Raw genomic sequence first — 15,481 nt, 5'->3', positions numbered from 1 at the left:
GACCGCCATGGCGTTGCAATCGCTCGATGTCAAACGCATGTCGGCCACGACGGTGCCCGAGACGCAGATCCGCGAACCCGCCACGGGCACCGTCGCGAAGCTCATCGACGTCTCGAAGTGCATCGGCTGCAAGGCGTGCCAGACCGCCTGCATGGAATGGAACGATCTGCGCGACGAGATCGGCACGACGACCGGCATCTACGACAATCCGCGCGACCTCAGCGAGCACTCGTGGACCGTCATGCGCTTTGCCGAATACGAGAATCCGAAAGGCGATCTCGAATGGCTGATCCGCAAGGACGGCTGCATGCATTGCGAAGATCCCGGCTGTCTGAAGGCGTGCCCGTCGCCGGGCGCGATCATCCAGTACACGAACGGCATCGTCGATTTCCACGAAGAGAACTGTATCGGTTGCGGTTACTGTATCGCGGGCTGCCCGTTCAATGTCCCGCGCCTCTCGAAGAAGGATCACCGCGTCTATAAATGCACGCTGTGTTCGGACCGCGTCGCGGTCGGCCAGGAACCCGCATGCGTGAAGACCTGCCCCACGGGCGCGATCATGTTCGGCACGAAGGAGGACATGAAACAGCAGGCCGCCGAGCGCGTCGTCGATCTCAAGGAACGCGGCTTCGACCACGCGGGGCTTTACGACCCGGCCGGCGTCGGCGGCACGCATGTCATGTACGTGCTCCATCATGCGGACCAGCCGAGTCTCTATCACGGCCTGCCCGACCGCCCGCGGATCAGTCCGATGGTGCGCCTCTGGAAAGGCGTCGCGAAACCGATCGCGCTCGCGGGCCTCGCGCTCGCCGCGCTCGGCGGTTTCTTCCACTACACGCGCATCGGCCCGAACGAAGTCACGGACGACGATGAACTCGCCGCGCGCGAGGAAGCATCGCGTATCCGCGCGGCCGCAGACGAACGACGCCGCGATGCCGGCCTCGGCGAGGAGTCTTACGATGCCTGATCCCCTGACGACGCCCGGCGCCCGCCCTACCCACGCGCCGCACGGCGCGCGCACGCGCATCGAGGACGATTCGATCCTGCCCGGCGCCGCGCTCGACGGCGAGGACCTGATCGTGCGCTACACGCCCAACGATCGGACGAACCACTGGATCACGGCGATCAGCTTTATCCTGCTCGCGCTATCCGGGCTCGCGATGTTCCATCCGGCGATGTTCTGGCTCTCGGCGCTGTTCGGCGGCGGCCAATGGATGCGGATCCTGCATCCGTTCATCGGCATCGTGATGTTCGTGTCGTTCGCGGTCCTCGCGCTGCGCTTCTGGCACCACAACCTCATGCAACGCGAGGATTGGCAATGGCTGCGCCAGATCGGCGACGTGCTCGCGAACCGCGAGGAGACGCTGCCTGAAATCGGCCGCTACAACGCGGGGCAAAAGCTGCTGTTCGTCGCGATGGTCGTGTGCCTGCTGTTGCTGCTCGTCAGCGGCGTGGTGATCTGGCGGCGCTATTTCGCGTTCTATTTCCCGATCGACGTGATCCGGATCGCCGCCGTCGTGCATGCATTCGCCGCGTTCGTGCTGATCATGGGGATCATCGTTCATATCTACGCGGCGCTCTGGATCAAAGGCTCGATTGGGGCCATGGTGCGCGGCACGGTGACGCTCGGCTGGGCGCGCAAGCATCATCCGCGCTGGTTTCGCGAAGTGATCCATTCGGACCGGCGCGCGGACTGAGGCGCGGACTGAGGCGCGGTTTTCGGCCGAAGACGGGGGCCCCGCCGGCGCGCCGGCACCGCTCGTCCCCGGATGGCAAACCCCGACGTCTTGACGTAGAGTGCAGCAGACCGCGCGGTTTTCAGCGATGGCGCTCGGTCACGCGGCACGGGCGGCCTCGCCGTCGCTGAAATCAGCGCGCGTACCGATGTGCATGCCGGCCCCCTCGACTGTCCACGACATCGACACCCATGCCAAGAATCCTCGAACCTGGCGAGATCGCGACGCTCGACGCGTCCGCGCTGCCGCGGATCAGACTGCCGGCGCGCGCGACGATCTTTTCCGCGCGCGCGCAGCGGCTTCGCGCGCTCGCGCACGAGAGCGCGATCGGCGGCTATCTGCGCCTCATGGCCTCGGTCGCCGATGCCCAGCACACGGTCCTCGGCGCCCTGCCGCCCGCGTCGATCGACCGCGCCGCGCTCGCGCTCGCGCTCGCGCAGCGCAACGGCATGCCGGTGCGGCCCGCCGCCGGGGCGACGCTCGATCCGGCATGGCGCGACATCCTGCGTGCGCTGAGCGTGTGTCTGCGCGACGCGCTTCGGGCCGACGTATCGCGCGACATACCGCACGACGTATCGCACAACGTATCGCACGACATATCGCGCGACACATCGGCCGCGGACGGCACACACGCGGTCGAGACGATCCTCGCCCGACTCGACGCGATGACGCCCGACGATCTCGACCGGCTCGCGGCCGCCGTGCTCGAACACGATCTCGCGCGGGTCGACATCGCGCTCGCGCCGTTCATCCATGCGGCGCTCGAAATCGCGTGGACGCAGTATGCGTGCGCGCTCGATACGTCCGAACTGCCCTATCTCGACACGCCGGGTCTCTGTCCGACATGCGGGTCGCCGCCCGTCGCGAGCATCGTGCGCATCGGCGGCGCGCACGATGGCTATCGCTATCTGCAGTGCGGCCTCTGCGCGACCGAGTTCCATCTCGTGCGCGTCAAGTGCGCGTATTGCGACTCGACCAAGGGCATCGCCTACTACAGCGTTGATGAAAACGACGACAGCGCAACGCCGCGCGCCGTCGATGCCGGCGCGCGCCCGGCCGCGCCGGGACGCGTACCGGGCACACGCGCCGAGTCGTGCGATGCGTGCCGCCACTACGTCAAGATCTTTGCGCAGGCCACGCTGCTCGACGCCGAACCGTTCGCCGACGATCTCGCAAGCATCGGGCTCGATCTGCTCATGAACGAGGCCGGCTACACGCGTGCGTATCCGCATCCGTTTCTGTGGCCTGCCGCGTCTGACGTACCCGACGTATCTGACGCATCCGGCGCGCGGAATGCGCCGAACGAGCCGGATGTGCCCGACACATGAGTGAAGACGGCGGCACGGACCGTGGCGCGCTCGCGCGCATCCCTTCGATCGAACGCCTGCTCGCATCGGACGCGTTTGCCCCCGCGATCGCGCGGTACGGCCGCCACCGCACGCTCGACACGCTGCGCGCGCTGCTCGACACGCATCGTCAGGCGTTGCGCAACGAGGCCGCGCAGCGCGCGCGGGCCAACGACGACCTCGCCCCGCGGCTCGACGCCGATACGCTCGCGGCGCAAACGCTCGAACGCCTCGAAGCCGACGCCGCGCCGCGCTTGCGGACCGTATTCAATCTGACCGGCACGGTCCTGCATACGAATCTCGGCCGCGCCTTGCTGCCCGAGTCGGCGATCCGTGCGGTCGTCGAAGCGATGACACGGCCCGCGAACCTCGAATTCGATCTCGCCTCGGGCGCGCGCGGCGATCGCGACGATCTCGTCGCGCCGCTGCTGCGCGAGCTCACGGGGGCCGAAGCCGCGACCGTCGTCAACAACAATGCCGCGGCCGTGCTTCTCGTGCTCGCCGCGCTCGCGCCGCGCAAGGAGGTCATCGTCTCGCGCGGCGAGCTCGTCGAGATCGGCGGCGCGTTCCGGATTCCCGACATCATGGCGCGCGCCGGTGCGAAACTGCACGAAGTCGGCACGACCAATCGCACGCATCTTCATGACTACGCGAACGCGATCGGACCGCGCACGGCGATGCTCATGAAAGTCCACGCGAGCAATTACGCGATCGAGGGCTTCACGCATGCAGTCGAACTGGATGCGCTCGCGACGCTCGCGCGCACGCACAACCTGCCCGTTGCCGTCGATCTCGGCAGCGGCTCGTTCGTCGAACTCGCGCAATACGGCCTGCCGCATGAAACCACGGTCAGACAAACCGTCGAAGCCGGCGCGGACATCGTGACGTTCAGCGGCGACAAATTGCTCGGCGGCCCCCAGGCCGGGCTCATCGTGGGTCGCGCCGATCTGATTCAGCGCATCAAGAAGCATCCGCTCAAACGCGCGCTGCGCGTGAGCAAGCTCACGCTCGCGGCGCTCGAACCCGTGCTCGCGCTCTATCGCCATCCCGAGACGCTGACGGAGCAATTGACGACCTTGCGCCTGTTGACGCGCGCGCCCGCTCAGATGCATGAAGCGGCAGCACGTCTCGCGCCCGTGCTCGCGCGATGGGCCGGCGCCGAGTTCGCCGTCGCGGTCGAGCCGATGTTGAGCCAGATCGGCAGCGGCGCGCTGCCCGTCGATGTCCTGCCGAGCGCGGGCCTCGTCGTGCGGCGTGCGGACGGGAAACCCGGCGGACGTGTGCTGTTGGCGCTCGAACGCGCGCTGCGCGCGCTGCCGCGTCCCGTGATCGGCCGCCTTGCCGATCACGCGTTGCGGCTCGATCTCCGGTGTCTCGAACATGACGACGAAGCCGTCTTTGTCGCGCAGCTCGCGGGCGCGCTTCGATCGTCATGATCGTCGGCACGGCGGGACATATCGATCACGGCAAAACCACGCTCGTGCGCGCGCTGACCGGCGTCGATACGGACCGGCTCAAGGAAGAAAAGGCGCGCGGCATTTCGATCGAGCTCGGATACGCGTATGCGCCGCTCGAAAACGGCGACGTGCTCGGCTTTATCGACGTGCCCGGGCACGAACGCTTTATCCATACGATGGCCGCGGGCGCATGCGGCATCGACCATGCGTTGATCGTCGTGGCGGCCGACGACGGGGTCATGCCGCAGACGCGCGAGCATCTGGCGATTCTCGAACTGCTCGGCGTCACGCAAGGCTTTGTCGCGCTGACGAAGATCGATCGCGTCGACGACGCGCGATGCGACGCGGTCCGGCACGAGATTGCGGCGCTGCTGGCGCCGACGCCGTTCGCGCATGCGCCCGTGTTCGCGGTTCAGGCGACGGCGCCCGGCGATCCGGGTGTCGCCGCGCTCGATCGCGCGCTACGCGCGCGGGCGACCGAGTCGCGGGCGCGGCGCGACGATGCCTTGTTCCGGCTCGCGATCGATCGCGTCTTCACGCTCGCCGGGCACGGCACGATCGTGACGGGCACCGTGTTCTCGGGATCCGTGCGCGTCGGCGACACACTTCGCCTCGTGCCCGACGGCGCCGCGGTCCGCGTGCGCGGCATCCATGCGCAGAACCGCGCTGCCGAACATGGGCACGCGGGCCAACGCTGCGCGCTCAATCTCGCATCGATCGACAAGGATCGGATGCGCCGCGGCGATGCGATGGTCGACGATCGGCTCGCGGCGTTGTCCGCGCGGGTCGATACGGATCTGTCGTTGCTCGGCGACGCGGCGTCGCCGCTCACGCACTGGAGTCCCGTGCACGTGCATATCGGCACCTTGCATGCGCTCGCGCACGTCGCGCTGCTTGACGATGCGCCGCTTGCACCGGGCAAGACGGCGCGCGCGCAACTCGTGTTCGAGACGCCCGTCTGCGTCGTGCCCGGCATGCGCTTCGTGATTCGCAACGCGCAGGCGAGCGCGACGATCGGCGGCGGGCGGGTACTCGATCCGTTCGGCCCCGCGCGCAAGCGGCGCGGCGCGCAACGACGCGTCTGGCTCGACGCGATAGCCGCGTGGCTCGACGCGCAACGGATCGAACCGCTGCTCGACGCGTCGCCGTTCGGATTGCCGAGCCGGCTCGCCAGTCATTTGACGGGTCGAGCGGTCGAGCGACTCGCGCTGCCGCCGGGTGTGCGTCTCGTATCGGACGCCGACGAACGCGTGCTGATCCTCGGCGGACATTGGGACGCGTTGGCGGAACGCGTGCTCGCGGCGCTGCGCGCATTCCATACGCGCGCGCCCGATGAGATCGGTCCGGACGCCGCGCGGCTGCGGCGCATCGTCGCGCAGACCTGGCCCGACGGCGTCTGGCGCGCGTTGCTCGACGCCCTCGCGCAGGCCGGCGGCATCCGGCGCTCGGGCCCGTGGCTGCATCTGCCCGATCACGTGCCGGCGCTCGACGACGCGGAACGCACGCAGGGCGACGATGTACTTGCACGCGTGCGAGCGGGGCGTTTCGATCCGCCGTGGGTGCGCGAGATCGGCACGGCGAGCGGCCTAGGCGAGGACCGTGCGCGCCGGATCATGCAGCGGCTCGCGCAGCGCGCCGAACTCCATCAGATCGTGCGCGATCTGTTCTATGACCCGGCGGCCATCGCGGAACTCGCCGCGCTCGCGCGCAGCGTCGCGACATCGCCCGGCGACCGCGTCACCGCGGCGGCGTTTCGCGATGCGACGGGGCTCGGGCGCAAGCGCGCGATTCAGGTTTTGGAGTTCTTCGACCGGCTTGGCTATACTCGCTTTCACCGCGATGCGCACTGGATTCGCGCGCCCCGCGGCGTACATCCGTTCGAGCAGCCGGAGCGCGCGCAGGCGGCGCAGCCGTCGTTTCGATCATGACGCACGGAAGGCATCCGCATCCGGTGGTGCGGCTGGACTTCAAATCCAGTGGGGGGCGTCAGACGCTCCCGGGTAGGTTCGACTCCTGCTGCCTTCCGCCCTCGGCTTCCCGGCCCGTGATCGCGTGTCCGTATCGCGGGCGATTTCATATGAAGGGGCGTGGCATGCTGCCCGATTCATGAATCGGGCAGCCCCCTCTTCCGTCAATCGATCGCCTACATCATAAGAACGCGATCGAAGCATCGCCCGCGCCGCTCGAACTTTCGTTCTTGATCACGATGGTGCGGCCGAAGGCGAACGGCATACCGAGCGCGATCCCCGAATTGACGACGCCGTCGTAGGTCAAGTCGTCAAAGGCCGCGTAGCCCGACGAGATGTCTGTTTGCGCATCACCGACGTTCAGATCGATCGTGGCCGTGCTGTGCGTGCTCGTGTTCGACGTGAGCGTCAAGGCGGCGGTCTGCGTCGGCGACGCGCAAAAATACCCCGTATAAGGCGTGCCGCAGGGCGTGATCGTCGAGTCGGGCAGATACGTCGCGGGCAAGCCCAAGGCGAGGAAGCTCGACGGATAGGCGACACCTTTGTACGTCGCCGTGAATTCGCCGTTCGCATCGAGCGGGATCGTCGTGACCGAACTGAAGGTGTTATCCGATTGCGAGCCGACACCGAAGAGCAGCAAGCCCGTTGCACTCGACGCGCCGCTGCTCGAGATACTCGGCAATTCGATCACCGTGCCGTTGGCATCGCTGCCGAATCCGCTCGCGAGGTTCTTGACCTGCTGGTCTTCGGGTACGGTGCCCGGCGTCGAGCATGACGACGCATCGGCGCAGACGTAGTAGCGCTGCGAGCTCGCACTCGTGCTCGTCGTGCAGGTGACTCCGCAGTCATAGATCGCAGGCCCGATACCGAGCACGCCGTTGGCGCCGAGCGCGGTCTGGCTGCCGAGACTGCCCCCTTGCGTCGTGCATGTCGTGGGCGCGTTGCCCGCCGTCGTATCGCCGACAATCTCGACCGACTGAGCCGGCGCCATTTCACCGGACATATAGACGTCGGCCGCACGCACCGAACCCCATAGATACCCCCCATTGATCGGCGCGCATTCGTCGATGGGATCGCTCGTCGACGGTTGGAGAACCGGCGTCAGGGCATTGATGAACGATAGGCTGAGCGCCGTGTTGAGCACGCGCAGTCCTGTCGAATGCGTGTCGATCATGATGTGGTCGACGGTCGTGCAGTTGCTCGTCGTGCCGGGCGCGCAGACCGTCACGGTGACATAGGCCTGATTGAACGTGGACGTACCGAGCGTCGAGTCGACGGCCAACGACACCGAATTGGCTGCGGTCGACTGCGGCACCGTCGGCGCCGTGCTCGTGGTGCCGCCGCCCGAGGTCGTGGTGCTTGATGCGGTGCTCGACGAATCGCCGCCGCAGCCGGCGAGCGCGAGCATCAGCGTGCATGCGACCGCCGAGGCCGCGGCGCGGCCTGACGTGCGCGGGGTGGCGTGAACGCGCAATCGCGCGCGATCGGCGGCAATGGGCGTGGCAAGCATCGCAAACAGGACGCCGAGTGTCAGTGTCATCAGCACTGCCAGCGTCATCAGGACTGCAATTGGGATTGTCATCGGCAAACCGTGTCGAAGAGAACGGCAACAAACGCGCACTACACCCAGGCAATCGCAACAGGAGGACGCGTCACGAACGCGCACGACGGCGCGCGCCCCTCCTATCGCTGACACGCGCATCGGCGTGAATTGTAACGGGAATGATTTAAATGCATAGGAAATGTAATGTTCACGACATGGGCACGCTGCATACGCGGGACATGGAAGGCCGTGCGCGGCGCGTGGATAAGCGCGTACAGCGCGTCCGCCTGGATCGGGAAGGTTGAGAAAACGCATCGCATAGGGGGCTCTGCCCGACCCACGTGCTTCGCTGCCGGCGGCGCCCGCATGAATCCATCGACACGTGCGGATGAAATCGTGAGTGCCGAGCGTATCCACTGTGTATGCTGCTTGGACGCACAAAGGACGTCCAAGCAGCGCAGACGTCAGACACGCCCACGGTCACGACAATGGAACCCAAATGGAACCCATCGCCCACGCCGCCGTCCCGACCCTCACCTCGCTCGCGCACGGCGGCGGCTGCGGCTGCGGCTGCAAGATCGCGCCCGGCGTGCTCGCGGATCTGCTCAAACGCGATGCGCGCGTCGCGCGCCCCTTCGCGGATCTGCTCGTCGGCACCGAAACCGCCGATGACGCGGCCGTCTATCGGCTCAACGACCGGCAGGCCATCGTCGCGACAACCGACTTCTTCATGCCGATCGTCGACGACCCGTTCGACTTCGGCCGCATCGCGGCGACCAATGCGCTCTCCGATGTCTATGCGATGGGCGGTACGCCGATCCTCGCGCTCGCGATCGTCGGCATGCCGGTCAACGTCCTGCCGCACGCGACGATCGCGCGCATTCTCGAAGGCGGTGAAGCCGTCTGCGCCGACGCGGGCATTCCCGTCGCGGGCGGCCACTCGATCGATTCGGTCGAACCGATCTACGGCCTCGCCGCGCTCGGCCTCGTCGATCCCGACCGCGTGATGCGCAACAGCGGCGCGCTCGCAGGCGACGTCCTGATCCTCGGCAAGCCGCTCGGCGTCGGCATCCTGTCGGCGGCGTTCAAGAAACAGCGGCTCGACGACGCGGGCTATCGCGCGCTGATCGCGACGACGACGCGCCTGAACCGGCCCGGCGCCGCGCTCGCGACCCTCGACGGCGTCCACGCGATGACCGACGTGACGGGCTTCGGCCTGCTCGGCCACACGCTCGAAATGTGCCGCGGCGCAAAGCTCGGCGCGTCGATCGACTATGCGGCGCTGCGCTGGATCGACGGCGCCGTCGCGCATGCCGACGCGGGCATCCTGACCGGCGCGTCGACGCGCAACTGGGCGTCGTACGGCGACGCCGTCGATCTGGCCGCGTCGTTGCCGCGCAGCGCGCAGACGCTGCTGACCGATCCGCAGACCTCGGGCGGCCTGCTCGTGGCCTGCGATCGGCACGCGGCCGAGCGCGTGCTCGAGGTGCTGCGCGGCGAAGGCTTCGGCGATGCGGCCGTCATCGGCGCCATCACGGACGGCCCACCGCGCATCCACGTACGCTGATCGAACGCGCGGCATCGGCATCGATCGAGGCGACGGCATCGATCACGACGACGACCGCGCCACGACTCGGGCGCAGCGGGCGCCGACCCGCGCACGTTATAATCGCCCGCACCTCTGCACCGCATCGGCACCTCGCTGCGGGACCTCGAGCGCGTCGACGACACCCCGGACAGCGCGCCGTTCCGGTCGGCCCCTCCACCCTGGGCCCGCGTTCCCGACACGCACACGCGACGCCCCTCGCGCCGTCGCGCTCCGTTCTCTTACAGGAAGGCACATGCTCGCGCGCATCACCCGTCTGTTCCCGCTCTGGGCGGTCCTGATCTCGTTCGCCGCCTACGCGCGCCCCGCCACGTTCGGCCCGATCGCGCCCCACGTGACCACGCTGCTCGCACTCGTCATGCTGTCGATGGGCGTCACGCTCTCGCTCGACGACTTCAAACGCGTGATCACGCGTCCGGCTCCCGTGATCGCGGGCATCGGCCTCCACTATCTCGTGATGCCGCTCGCCGCCTGGGTCATCGCGCACGCGCTGCGGATGCCGCCCGACCTCGTCGCCGGCATGGTGCTCGTGGGCAGCGTCGCGAGCGGCACGGCATCGAACGTCATGATCTACCTCGCGCGCGGCGACGTCGCGCTGTCGGTCACGATCAGCGCGCTGTCGACGGTGGTCGGCATCGTCGCGACGCCGCTGCTCACGCGGCTCTATATCGATGCGTCGATCGCGGTCGACGTGCGCGGCATGCTGCTGAGCATCGTGCAGATCGTCGGCTTGCCCATCGCGGCCGGTCTGCTCCTCCATCACTTCTTCCATCGCACGATCGCGCGTATCGAACGCTTTCTGCCCCTGCTCTCGATGATCGCGATCGTGCTGATCATCGCGTCGGTCGTCGCGGGCACCGCGCACAGCATCGCGACAGTCGGGCCCATCGTGCTGGTCGGCGTGATCCTCCACAACGCGACCGGCCTGCTCGGCGGATATTGGGGCGGCCGTCTGCTCGGCTTCGACGAATCGGTCTGCCGGACGCTCGCGATCGAGGTCGGCATGCAGAACTCGGGCCTCGCGGCGACGCTCGGCAAGCTCTATTTTTCGCCGCTCGCCGCGTTGCCCGGCGCCTTGTTCTCGGTCTGGCACAACCTGTCGGGATCGCTGCTCGCCGGCGTCTGGGCCGGGCGTCCCGTCAATCCGGCCGGCGGCCGGCGGGCCGCGGGTCTCGGCTCGGCCGATCCGCGCAACGACCGCACCGCCTAGGGCGCGCCTGCGGACAGCGCGCCCGCCCGCGCGGCGCATGTCCGGCACCCGGCCGCACGTAATACGAGTATGAATACGAGTACGAGTTTGCATCGATGACGAAGCTCAATGCCCACGACCGCCGCGCCCACCATCTCGCGCTGCTCGTCGCCGCCACGTTCTTCATGGAGTATCTCGACACGACGGTCGTCGCGACCGCGCTGCCGCAGATGGCCACGTCGTTCCACGTCGGCCCGAACGATCTGAGCTTCGGCATGGCGGCCTATATGCTCGCGCTCGCCGTGTTCATCCCGGTCAGCGGGTGGATCGCCGACCGCTTCGGCGCGCGCACCGTGTTCGGCGGCGCCATCGGCGTCTTCACGATCGCGTCGATCCTCTGCGGGCTGTCGAACGGCGTCGAGACGTTCACCGGCGCGCGCCTGCTCCAGGGCATCGGCGGCGCGATGATGGTGCCCGTCGGACGCATGATCGTCGTGCGCAATACCGACAAAAGCCGCCTCATGCAGGCAATCTCGACGATCACATGGCCGGCGATCTTCGCGCCCGTCGTCGGACCGCCGCTCGGCGGCTTCATCACCGACGTCGCATCGTGGCGCTGGATCTTTCTGCTCAACGTCCCGTTCGGCATCGCGGCGATCGTCTGCGTGATCATGCTCGTCAAGAACGAACGCGACCCCGCGCATCGCGGACTCGATGTCGTCGGCTTCGTGCTCAGCGGCGCCTCGCTGATCTGCCTCATGTACGGCACCGAACTCGCGAGCCGCGAATCGACGGGGCTCGCGTGGCCGCTCGCGTTGATGGCCGCCGGGCTGCTTGTCGGCGTCGTATCGTTCCGGCACGCGCGGCATCATGCGCACCCGCTGATCGACTATGCGCTGCTCAAGGTGCCGACGTTCTCGGTGACGGTCGTCAGCGGCACGCTGAGCCGCATCGGCATCAACGCCGTGCCTTATCTGATGCCGCTGATGTTCCAGATCGGCTTCGGGCTATCGGCGTTCAATTCGGGTCTGCTGCTGCTCGTCAGCGCGATCGGCAACTTCGGCATGAAGGCGCTCACGACGCCGATCATGCAACGCTTCGGTTTTCGGCCCACGTGCTTGATCAGCGTCGGCGGCGCGGGCATCGCGACGCTCGCGTGCGGATGGATGGATCCCGGCGTCCTGCTGATCTGGACGCTCGTCGTCGTGTTCGTCTATGGGGCGATGCGGTCGCTGCTCTTTTCGACGCTCGCGACACTCGCCTACGTCGATATCGAGAAGCCGCGCATGGGCGCGGCCAGCACGCTCTGGAGCGCGGCCCAGCAGATGACGATCGGCATGGGCATCGCATTCGGCGCGCTCGCGCTGCGCGGCGCGACGTGGTTCCATAACGGCCACGGCGGCCCCGCGCATCCGCACACGGTCGTCGAATTCCGCTGGGCGTTCGTCGTCTGCGGCATCCTGACGCTGCTTTCGCTGCCCGGCTATCTGCGCATGGCGCGCAATGCCGGCCACGCGGTCACGCGCGGCACGGACGCGGCGAAATAAGCCGCATCGATCACCCGCCTGACCGCATACGCCGCGGCGGCCGCACATGGCCGCCCGGCTCGGGGCATGCGCAAGACATGTTCAGGGCATGCTCAGGGCATGATCTGCCCGCCGTTGACCTCGAGCACCTGCCCCGTCACATAGCCGCTCAACGTCTCGCTCGCGAGGAACAGAAACGCGCCCGCGCACTCGTCGGCCGTGCCGAGCCGGCCCATCGGGATCGACTGCGTGAACGTGCGCATGATCTCGGGACTCGAGATGCCGTCGTGGAACGGCGTCTCGATGACGCCCGGCGCGACCGCATTGACGCGAATCTTCTGCGGGACCAGTTCCTTGGCCATCGTGCGCGTGACGGTCGAGACGAAGCCCTTGCAGCCCGCATAAAGGCTCGCGCCCGGACCGCCGCCCGTGCGCGCGGCTTGCGACGTCACGTTGATGATGCTGCCGCCGTGCGCGGCCATCAGCGGGATCACGCGCCGGCTCACGGCGATCACCGAGCGCGCGTTGAGCTGGAAGACCTCGTCGATCAACGCGTCGTCGATATCGACGACCGGCGAGCGCCGGACCATACCGCCCGCGTTGTTGATCAGCACGTCGATGCGGCCGAAATGCGCGTGCGCGTCCGCGACGAGCCGATCGACGTCGGACGTGATCGTCAGATCCGCGGCGAAAGCGCGCGCCTCGCCGCCGGCCGCCTCGATCGATTCGACGAGCTGCTCGGCTTCCGCCTTGCGGCTCCGGTAGTGGATCGCGACACGCGACCCGGCCGCGCCGAACGCGCGCGCCGCCGCGGCGCCGATGCCCGAGCCGCTTCCCGTGATCAACACGACCTTGCCCTTCAGATCCTGCATGCGTCTGTCCTCTTCGATGAATGGATGGCCCGACGTCACATCGTCGCGCCGATATGCCAGGGCACGAACTCGTTCTGCCCATACCCGTGCAGTTCGCTCTTCGTCGCGGCGCCCGACGCGGTCGCAAGCATCAGCTCGAAAATCTGCGCACCGACTTCGTCGATGCTCTGCTCGCCTTCGACGATGCGTCCGCAGTTGAGGTCGATGTCCTCTTCCTGCCGGATCCAGAGCGCGGTGTTCGTGCCGAGCTTCAGCGACGGCGACGGCGCGCATCCGTAGGCCGAACCGCGCCCCGTCGTGAAGCAGATCAGATTCGCGCCGCCCGCGACCTGTCCGGTCGCCGAGACGGGATCGTAGCCCGGCGTGTCCATGAACACGAGCCCGTGCGCCGTGACCGGCTGCGCATACTCGTACGCGTCGACGAGGTTCGTCGTGCCGCCCTTGGCGACCGCGCCGAGCGATTTTTCGAGGATCGTCGTCAGGCCGCCGGCCTTGTTGCCCGCCGACGGATTGTTGTTCATGTCGGCGTTCATGCGCGCGCAATGGTCTTCCCACCAGCGGATCCGCGCCACGAGCTTTTCGCCGACGTCGCGCGACACGGCGCGTCGCGTGAGCAAGTGCTCGGCGCCATAGACTTCGGGCGTCTCGGACAGGATCGCCGTACCGCCGTGCGCGACGAGCCGATCGACCGCCGCGCCGAGCGCGGGATTGGCCGTGATGCCCGAATACCCGTCGGAGCCGCCGCACTGCAGGCCGACGATCAGATGCTCGGCCGACACGGGCTCGCGCGTCACGCGATTCGCTTCGGGCAACAGCGCCTTGACCTGTTCGATGCCCGAGGCGACGGTACGCGCCGTGCCGCCCGTTTGCTGGATCGTCATCGTGCGCAGCGTCTCGCTGCGCTTGAGGCCCTGCGACTCGACGAGACCATCGATCTGGTTCGTCTCGCAGCCGAGACCGATCATGAGCACGGCCGAAAAATTCGCATGCCGCGCATAGCCCGCGAGCGTGCGCCGGATCAGGCCGATCGCCTCGCCTTCCGAGTCGAGCGCGCACCCTTGCCCGTGCGTGAGCGCGACGACGCCGTCGACGTTCGGATAGTCGGCGAGCGCCTCGGGATGGATGTCGCGGCGGAAATGGTCGGCGATCGCGCGCGCGACCGTCGCCGAACAATTGACCGACGTCAGGATGCCGATGTAATTGCGCGTCGCGATGCGGCCGTCGGCGCGACGGATGCCGAGAAACGTGCGCGGCGCGTCGACACGCGGCGTCGGATGCGCGTCGACGCCGTACGCGTAGTCGCGCTCGAAATCGCCCATCGCCATGTTGTGCGTGTGAATGTGCTCGCCGACGCGGATATCGCGCTTCGCGAAGCCGATGATCTGCCCATAGCGGCGCACGGCCTGATTCGCGGCGACGGCCCGTACGGCGACCTTGTGACCCGCGGGGATCAAGCCGCCGACGACCGCGCCCGCCATCAGCGGCGCACCGGGCAACAATTGCTGGCGCGCGATCGCGACGTCGTCGCGCGCGTGCAGCAGGATCAACTGCGGCGAGAGCCCTTCGATCGGCGCGCGGGCCGTCTCGGTACCGGAATGAAGCAGGGTCGAATTCATGGGGAATCTCTAGTTGGAATGCGGCGCAAGCCCGCGTCGCGCGCGCGTCGGAAAATCCGGCGCGTGCGGCGCGCACCCTCGGCACGCGTATCGGATGCGGGTATCGCAACCGGTCGCATCACGCAGGCACGTGCCGCCTGAACGCCTGTCTCGGGCGATGGCGACTAATATACTAATCAATTCGCCCGCTGCGAAGCGCCGCCGCGCACATATTGTCAAACGTGTCGGCATCGGCTTCGAGTCGGCGAATCCCGCATCGGGGATCGTTCCGGCGAGCGTCGGCGCCGGCGGGCGCGAACGCCCGAAGGACATGCCGTGCACAGGCCGCCCGTTTGAGTCGATTATTTCGAATGTCGCACCCAACACGCGCGTTTCCTTCTCCGATTCGCGATCGGACAGCCGGCCCGCGACCCGCCTCGCCGATGCCTTCAGGGCCGATCTGTGCTACCTTTGCGCTGTTTTTGCCAAGGGTGCCGGGCGCATCGGGCGCCGCTCCGGCCGGCGCCTTCAGGGCGCGCGCTTGTCGAAGCGGTTTCGCGCGCCTCAAACGCCGCCTGTCACGTTCATTGCGCATGAAGGAGCTCCGTGAGCGTCGCCGAACCCATCGAAACCCAAAATACGAA

General features: G+C 67.7%; 12 protein-coding genes and 1 tRNA gene. 10 read left to right on the top strand and 3 right to left on the bottom strand.

From position 1 onward, the window contains the following. The first annotated feature begins 7 nt into the window (after positions 1-7). From fdxH to D7S86_RS24015, 6 genes are all read left to right on the top strand, one after another. Positions 8-967 (top strand): formate dehydrogenase subunit beta, encoded by a 960-nt coding sequence (gene fdxH, locus D7S86_RS24040; RefSeq protein ID WP_121090175.1) that lies wholly within the window; start codon positions 8-10, stop codon positions 965-967. Continuing rightward, positions 960-1,697, top strand: coding sequence for a formate dehydrogenase subunit gamma (locus tag D7S86_RS24035; RefSeq protein WP_121090173.1), 738 nt, complete (start codon positions 960-962; stop codon positions 1,695-1,697). The genes fdxH and D7S86_RS24035 overlap by 8 nt, the downstream gene beginning before the upstream one ends. A gap of 230 nt (positions 1,698-1,927) precedes the next feature. Beyond that, positions 1,928-3,064 carry a formate dehydrogenase accessory protein FdhE gene (locus D7S86_RS24030; protein ID WP_121090171.1) on the top strand — a complete coding sequence of 379 codons (1,137 nt, stop codon included), beginning with the start codon at positions 1,928-1,930 and terminating at the stop codon, positions 3,062-3,064. After that, positions 3,061-4,518 carry an L-seryl-tRNA(Sec) selenium transferase gene (gene selA / locus D7S86_RS24025; protein WP_121090169.1) on the top strand — a complete coding sequence of 486 codons (1,458 nt, stop codon included), beginning with the start codon at positions 3,061-3,063 and terminating at the stop codon, positions 4,516-4,518. Before D7S86_RS24030 ends, selA begins: the two co-directional genes overlap by 4 nt. Beyond that, entirely contained in the window at positions 4,515-6,467 is a 1,953-nt protein-coding gene (gene selB / locus D7S86_RS24020; protein ID WP_121090167.1) for a selenocysteine-specific translation elongation factor, read from the top strand. Before selA ends, selB begins: the two co-directional genes overlap by 4 nt. Positions 6,468-6,472: 5 nt before the next feature. Then, positions 6,473-6,565 (top strand) — tRNA-Sec (locus tag D7S86_RS24015). A 122-nt stretch (positions 6,566-6,687) separates the two neighbouring features. On the opposite strand, the gene D7S86_RS24010 is transcribed toward D7S86_RS24015, so the two are convergent. Then, entirely contained in the window at positions 6,688-8,046 is a 1,359-nt protein-coding gene (locus tag D7S86_RS24010) for a DUF3443 family protein (protein ID WP_158602075.1), read from the bottom strand. A gap of 502 nt (positions 8,047-8,548) precedes the next feature. On the opposite strand from D7S86_RS24010, the gene selD reads away from it, so the two are divergent. From selD to D7S86_RS23995, 3 genes are all read left to right on the top strand, one after another. After that, positions 8,549-9,616, top strand: coding sequence for a selenide, water dikinase SelD (gene selD, locus D7S86_RS24005; RefSeq protein ID WP_121090163.1), 1,068 nt, complete (start codon positions 8,549-8,551; stop codon positions 9,614-9,616). 274 nt (positions 9,617-9,890) lie between these two features. After that, a complete protein-coding gene (gene panS / locus D7S86_RS24000; RefSeq protein ID WP_121090161.1) occupies positions 9,891-10,865 on the top strand; it encodes a ketopantoate/pantoate/pantothenate transporter PanS in 975 nt (324 codons plus the stop codon). 95 nt (positions 10,866-10,960) lie between these two features. Beyond that, positions 10,961-12,391 carry an MDR family MFS transporter gene (locus tag D7S86_RS23995; RefSeq protein ID WP_121090159.1) on the top strand — a complete coding sequence of 477 codons (1,431 nt, stop codon included), beginning with the start codon at positions 10,961-10,963 and terminating at the stop codon, positions 12,389-12,391. A gap of 92 nt (positions 12,392-12,483) precedes the next feature. On the opposite strand, the gene D7S86_RS23990 is transcribed toward D7S86_RS23995, so the two are convergent. Then, entirely contained in the window at positions 12,484-13,242 is a 759-nt protein-coding gene (locus D7S86_RS23990; RefSeq protein WP_121090157.1) for an SDR family NAD(P)-dependent oxidoreductase, read from the bottom strand. 35 nt (positions 13,243-13,277) lie between these two features. Continuing rightward, positions 13,278-14,858 (bottom strand): UxaA family hydrolase, encoded by a 1,581-nt coding sequence (locus tag D7S86_RS23985; protein WP_121090155.1) that lies wholly within the window; start codon positions 14,856-14,858, stop codon positions 13,278-13,280. A 94-nt stretch (positions 14,859-14,952) separates the two neighbouring features. On the opposite strand from D7S86_RS23985, the gene D7S86_RS23980 reads away from it, so the two are divergent. Next, positions 14,953-15,447: a hypothetical protein gene (locus D7S86_RS23980; RefSeq protein ID WP_147432450.1), complete on the top strand. Its 495-nt coding sequence runs from the start codon at positions 14,953-14,955 to the stop codon at positions 15,445-15,447. Positions 15,448-15,481 lie beyond the last annotated feature (34 nt).

This window comes from Pararobbsia silviterrae (genome assembly GCF_003628125.1).
Taxonomy (GTDB): Bacteria; Pseudomonadota; Gammaproteobacteria; order Burkholderiales; family Burkholderiaceae; genus Pararobbsia; species Pararobbsia silviterrae.
The sequence above is the reverse complement of the archived record's forward strand: the minus strand, read 5'-3'. Positions and strand labels throughout refer to the sequence as shown.

Coding starts and splice junctions, on each gene's coding strand:
- D7S86_RS23995 (WP_121090159.1), top strand. CDS start 10,961: ATGACGAAGCTCAATGCCCACGACCGCCGCGCCCACCATCTCGCGCTG.
- D7S86_RS24010 (WP_158602075.1), bottom strand. CDS start 8,046: ATGACACTGACACTCGGCGTCCTGTTTGCGATGCTTGCCACGCCCATT.
- D7S86_RS24035 (WP_121090173.1), top strand. CDS start 960: ATGCCTGATCCCCTGACGACGCCCGGCGCCCGCCCTACCCACGCGCCG.
- D7S86_RS23985 (WP_121090155.1), bottom strand. CDS start 14,858: ATGAATTCGACCCTGCTTCATTCCGGTACCGAGACGGCCCGCGCGCCG.
- selD (WP_121090163.1), top strand. CDS start 8,549: ATGGAACCCATCGCCCACGCCGCCGTCCCGACCCTCACCTCGCTCGCG.
- D7S86_RS23980 (WP_147432450.1), top strand. CDS start 14,953: ATGCGGGTATCGCAACCGGTCGCATCACGCAGGCACGTGCCGCCTGAA.
- fdxH (WP_121090175.1), top strand. CDS start 8: ATGGCGTTGCAATCGCTCGATGTCAAACGCATGTCGGCCACGACGGTG.
- selB (WP_121090167.1), top strand. CDS start 4,515: ATGATCGTCGGCACGGCGGGACATATCGATCACGGCAAAACCACGCTC.
- D7S86_RS23990 (WP_121090157.1), bottom strand. CDS start 13,242: ATGCAGGATCTGAAGGGCAAGGTCGTGTTGATCACGGGAAGCGGCTCG.
- selA (WP_121090169.1), top strand. CDS start 3,061: ATGAGTGAAGACGGCGGCACGGACCGTGGCGCGCTCGCGCGCATCCCT.
- panS (WP_121090161.1), top strand. CDS start 9,891: ATGCTCGCGCGCATCACCCGTCTGTTCCCGCTCTGGGCGGTCCTGATC.
- D7S86_RS24030 (WP_121090171.1), top strand. CDS start 1,928: ATGCCAAGAATCCTCGAACCTGGCGAGATCGCGACGCTCGACGCGTCC.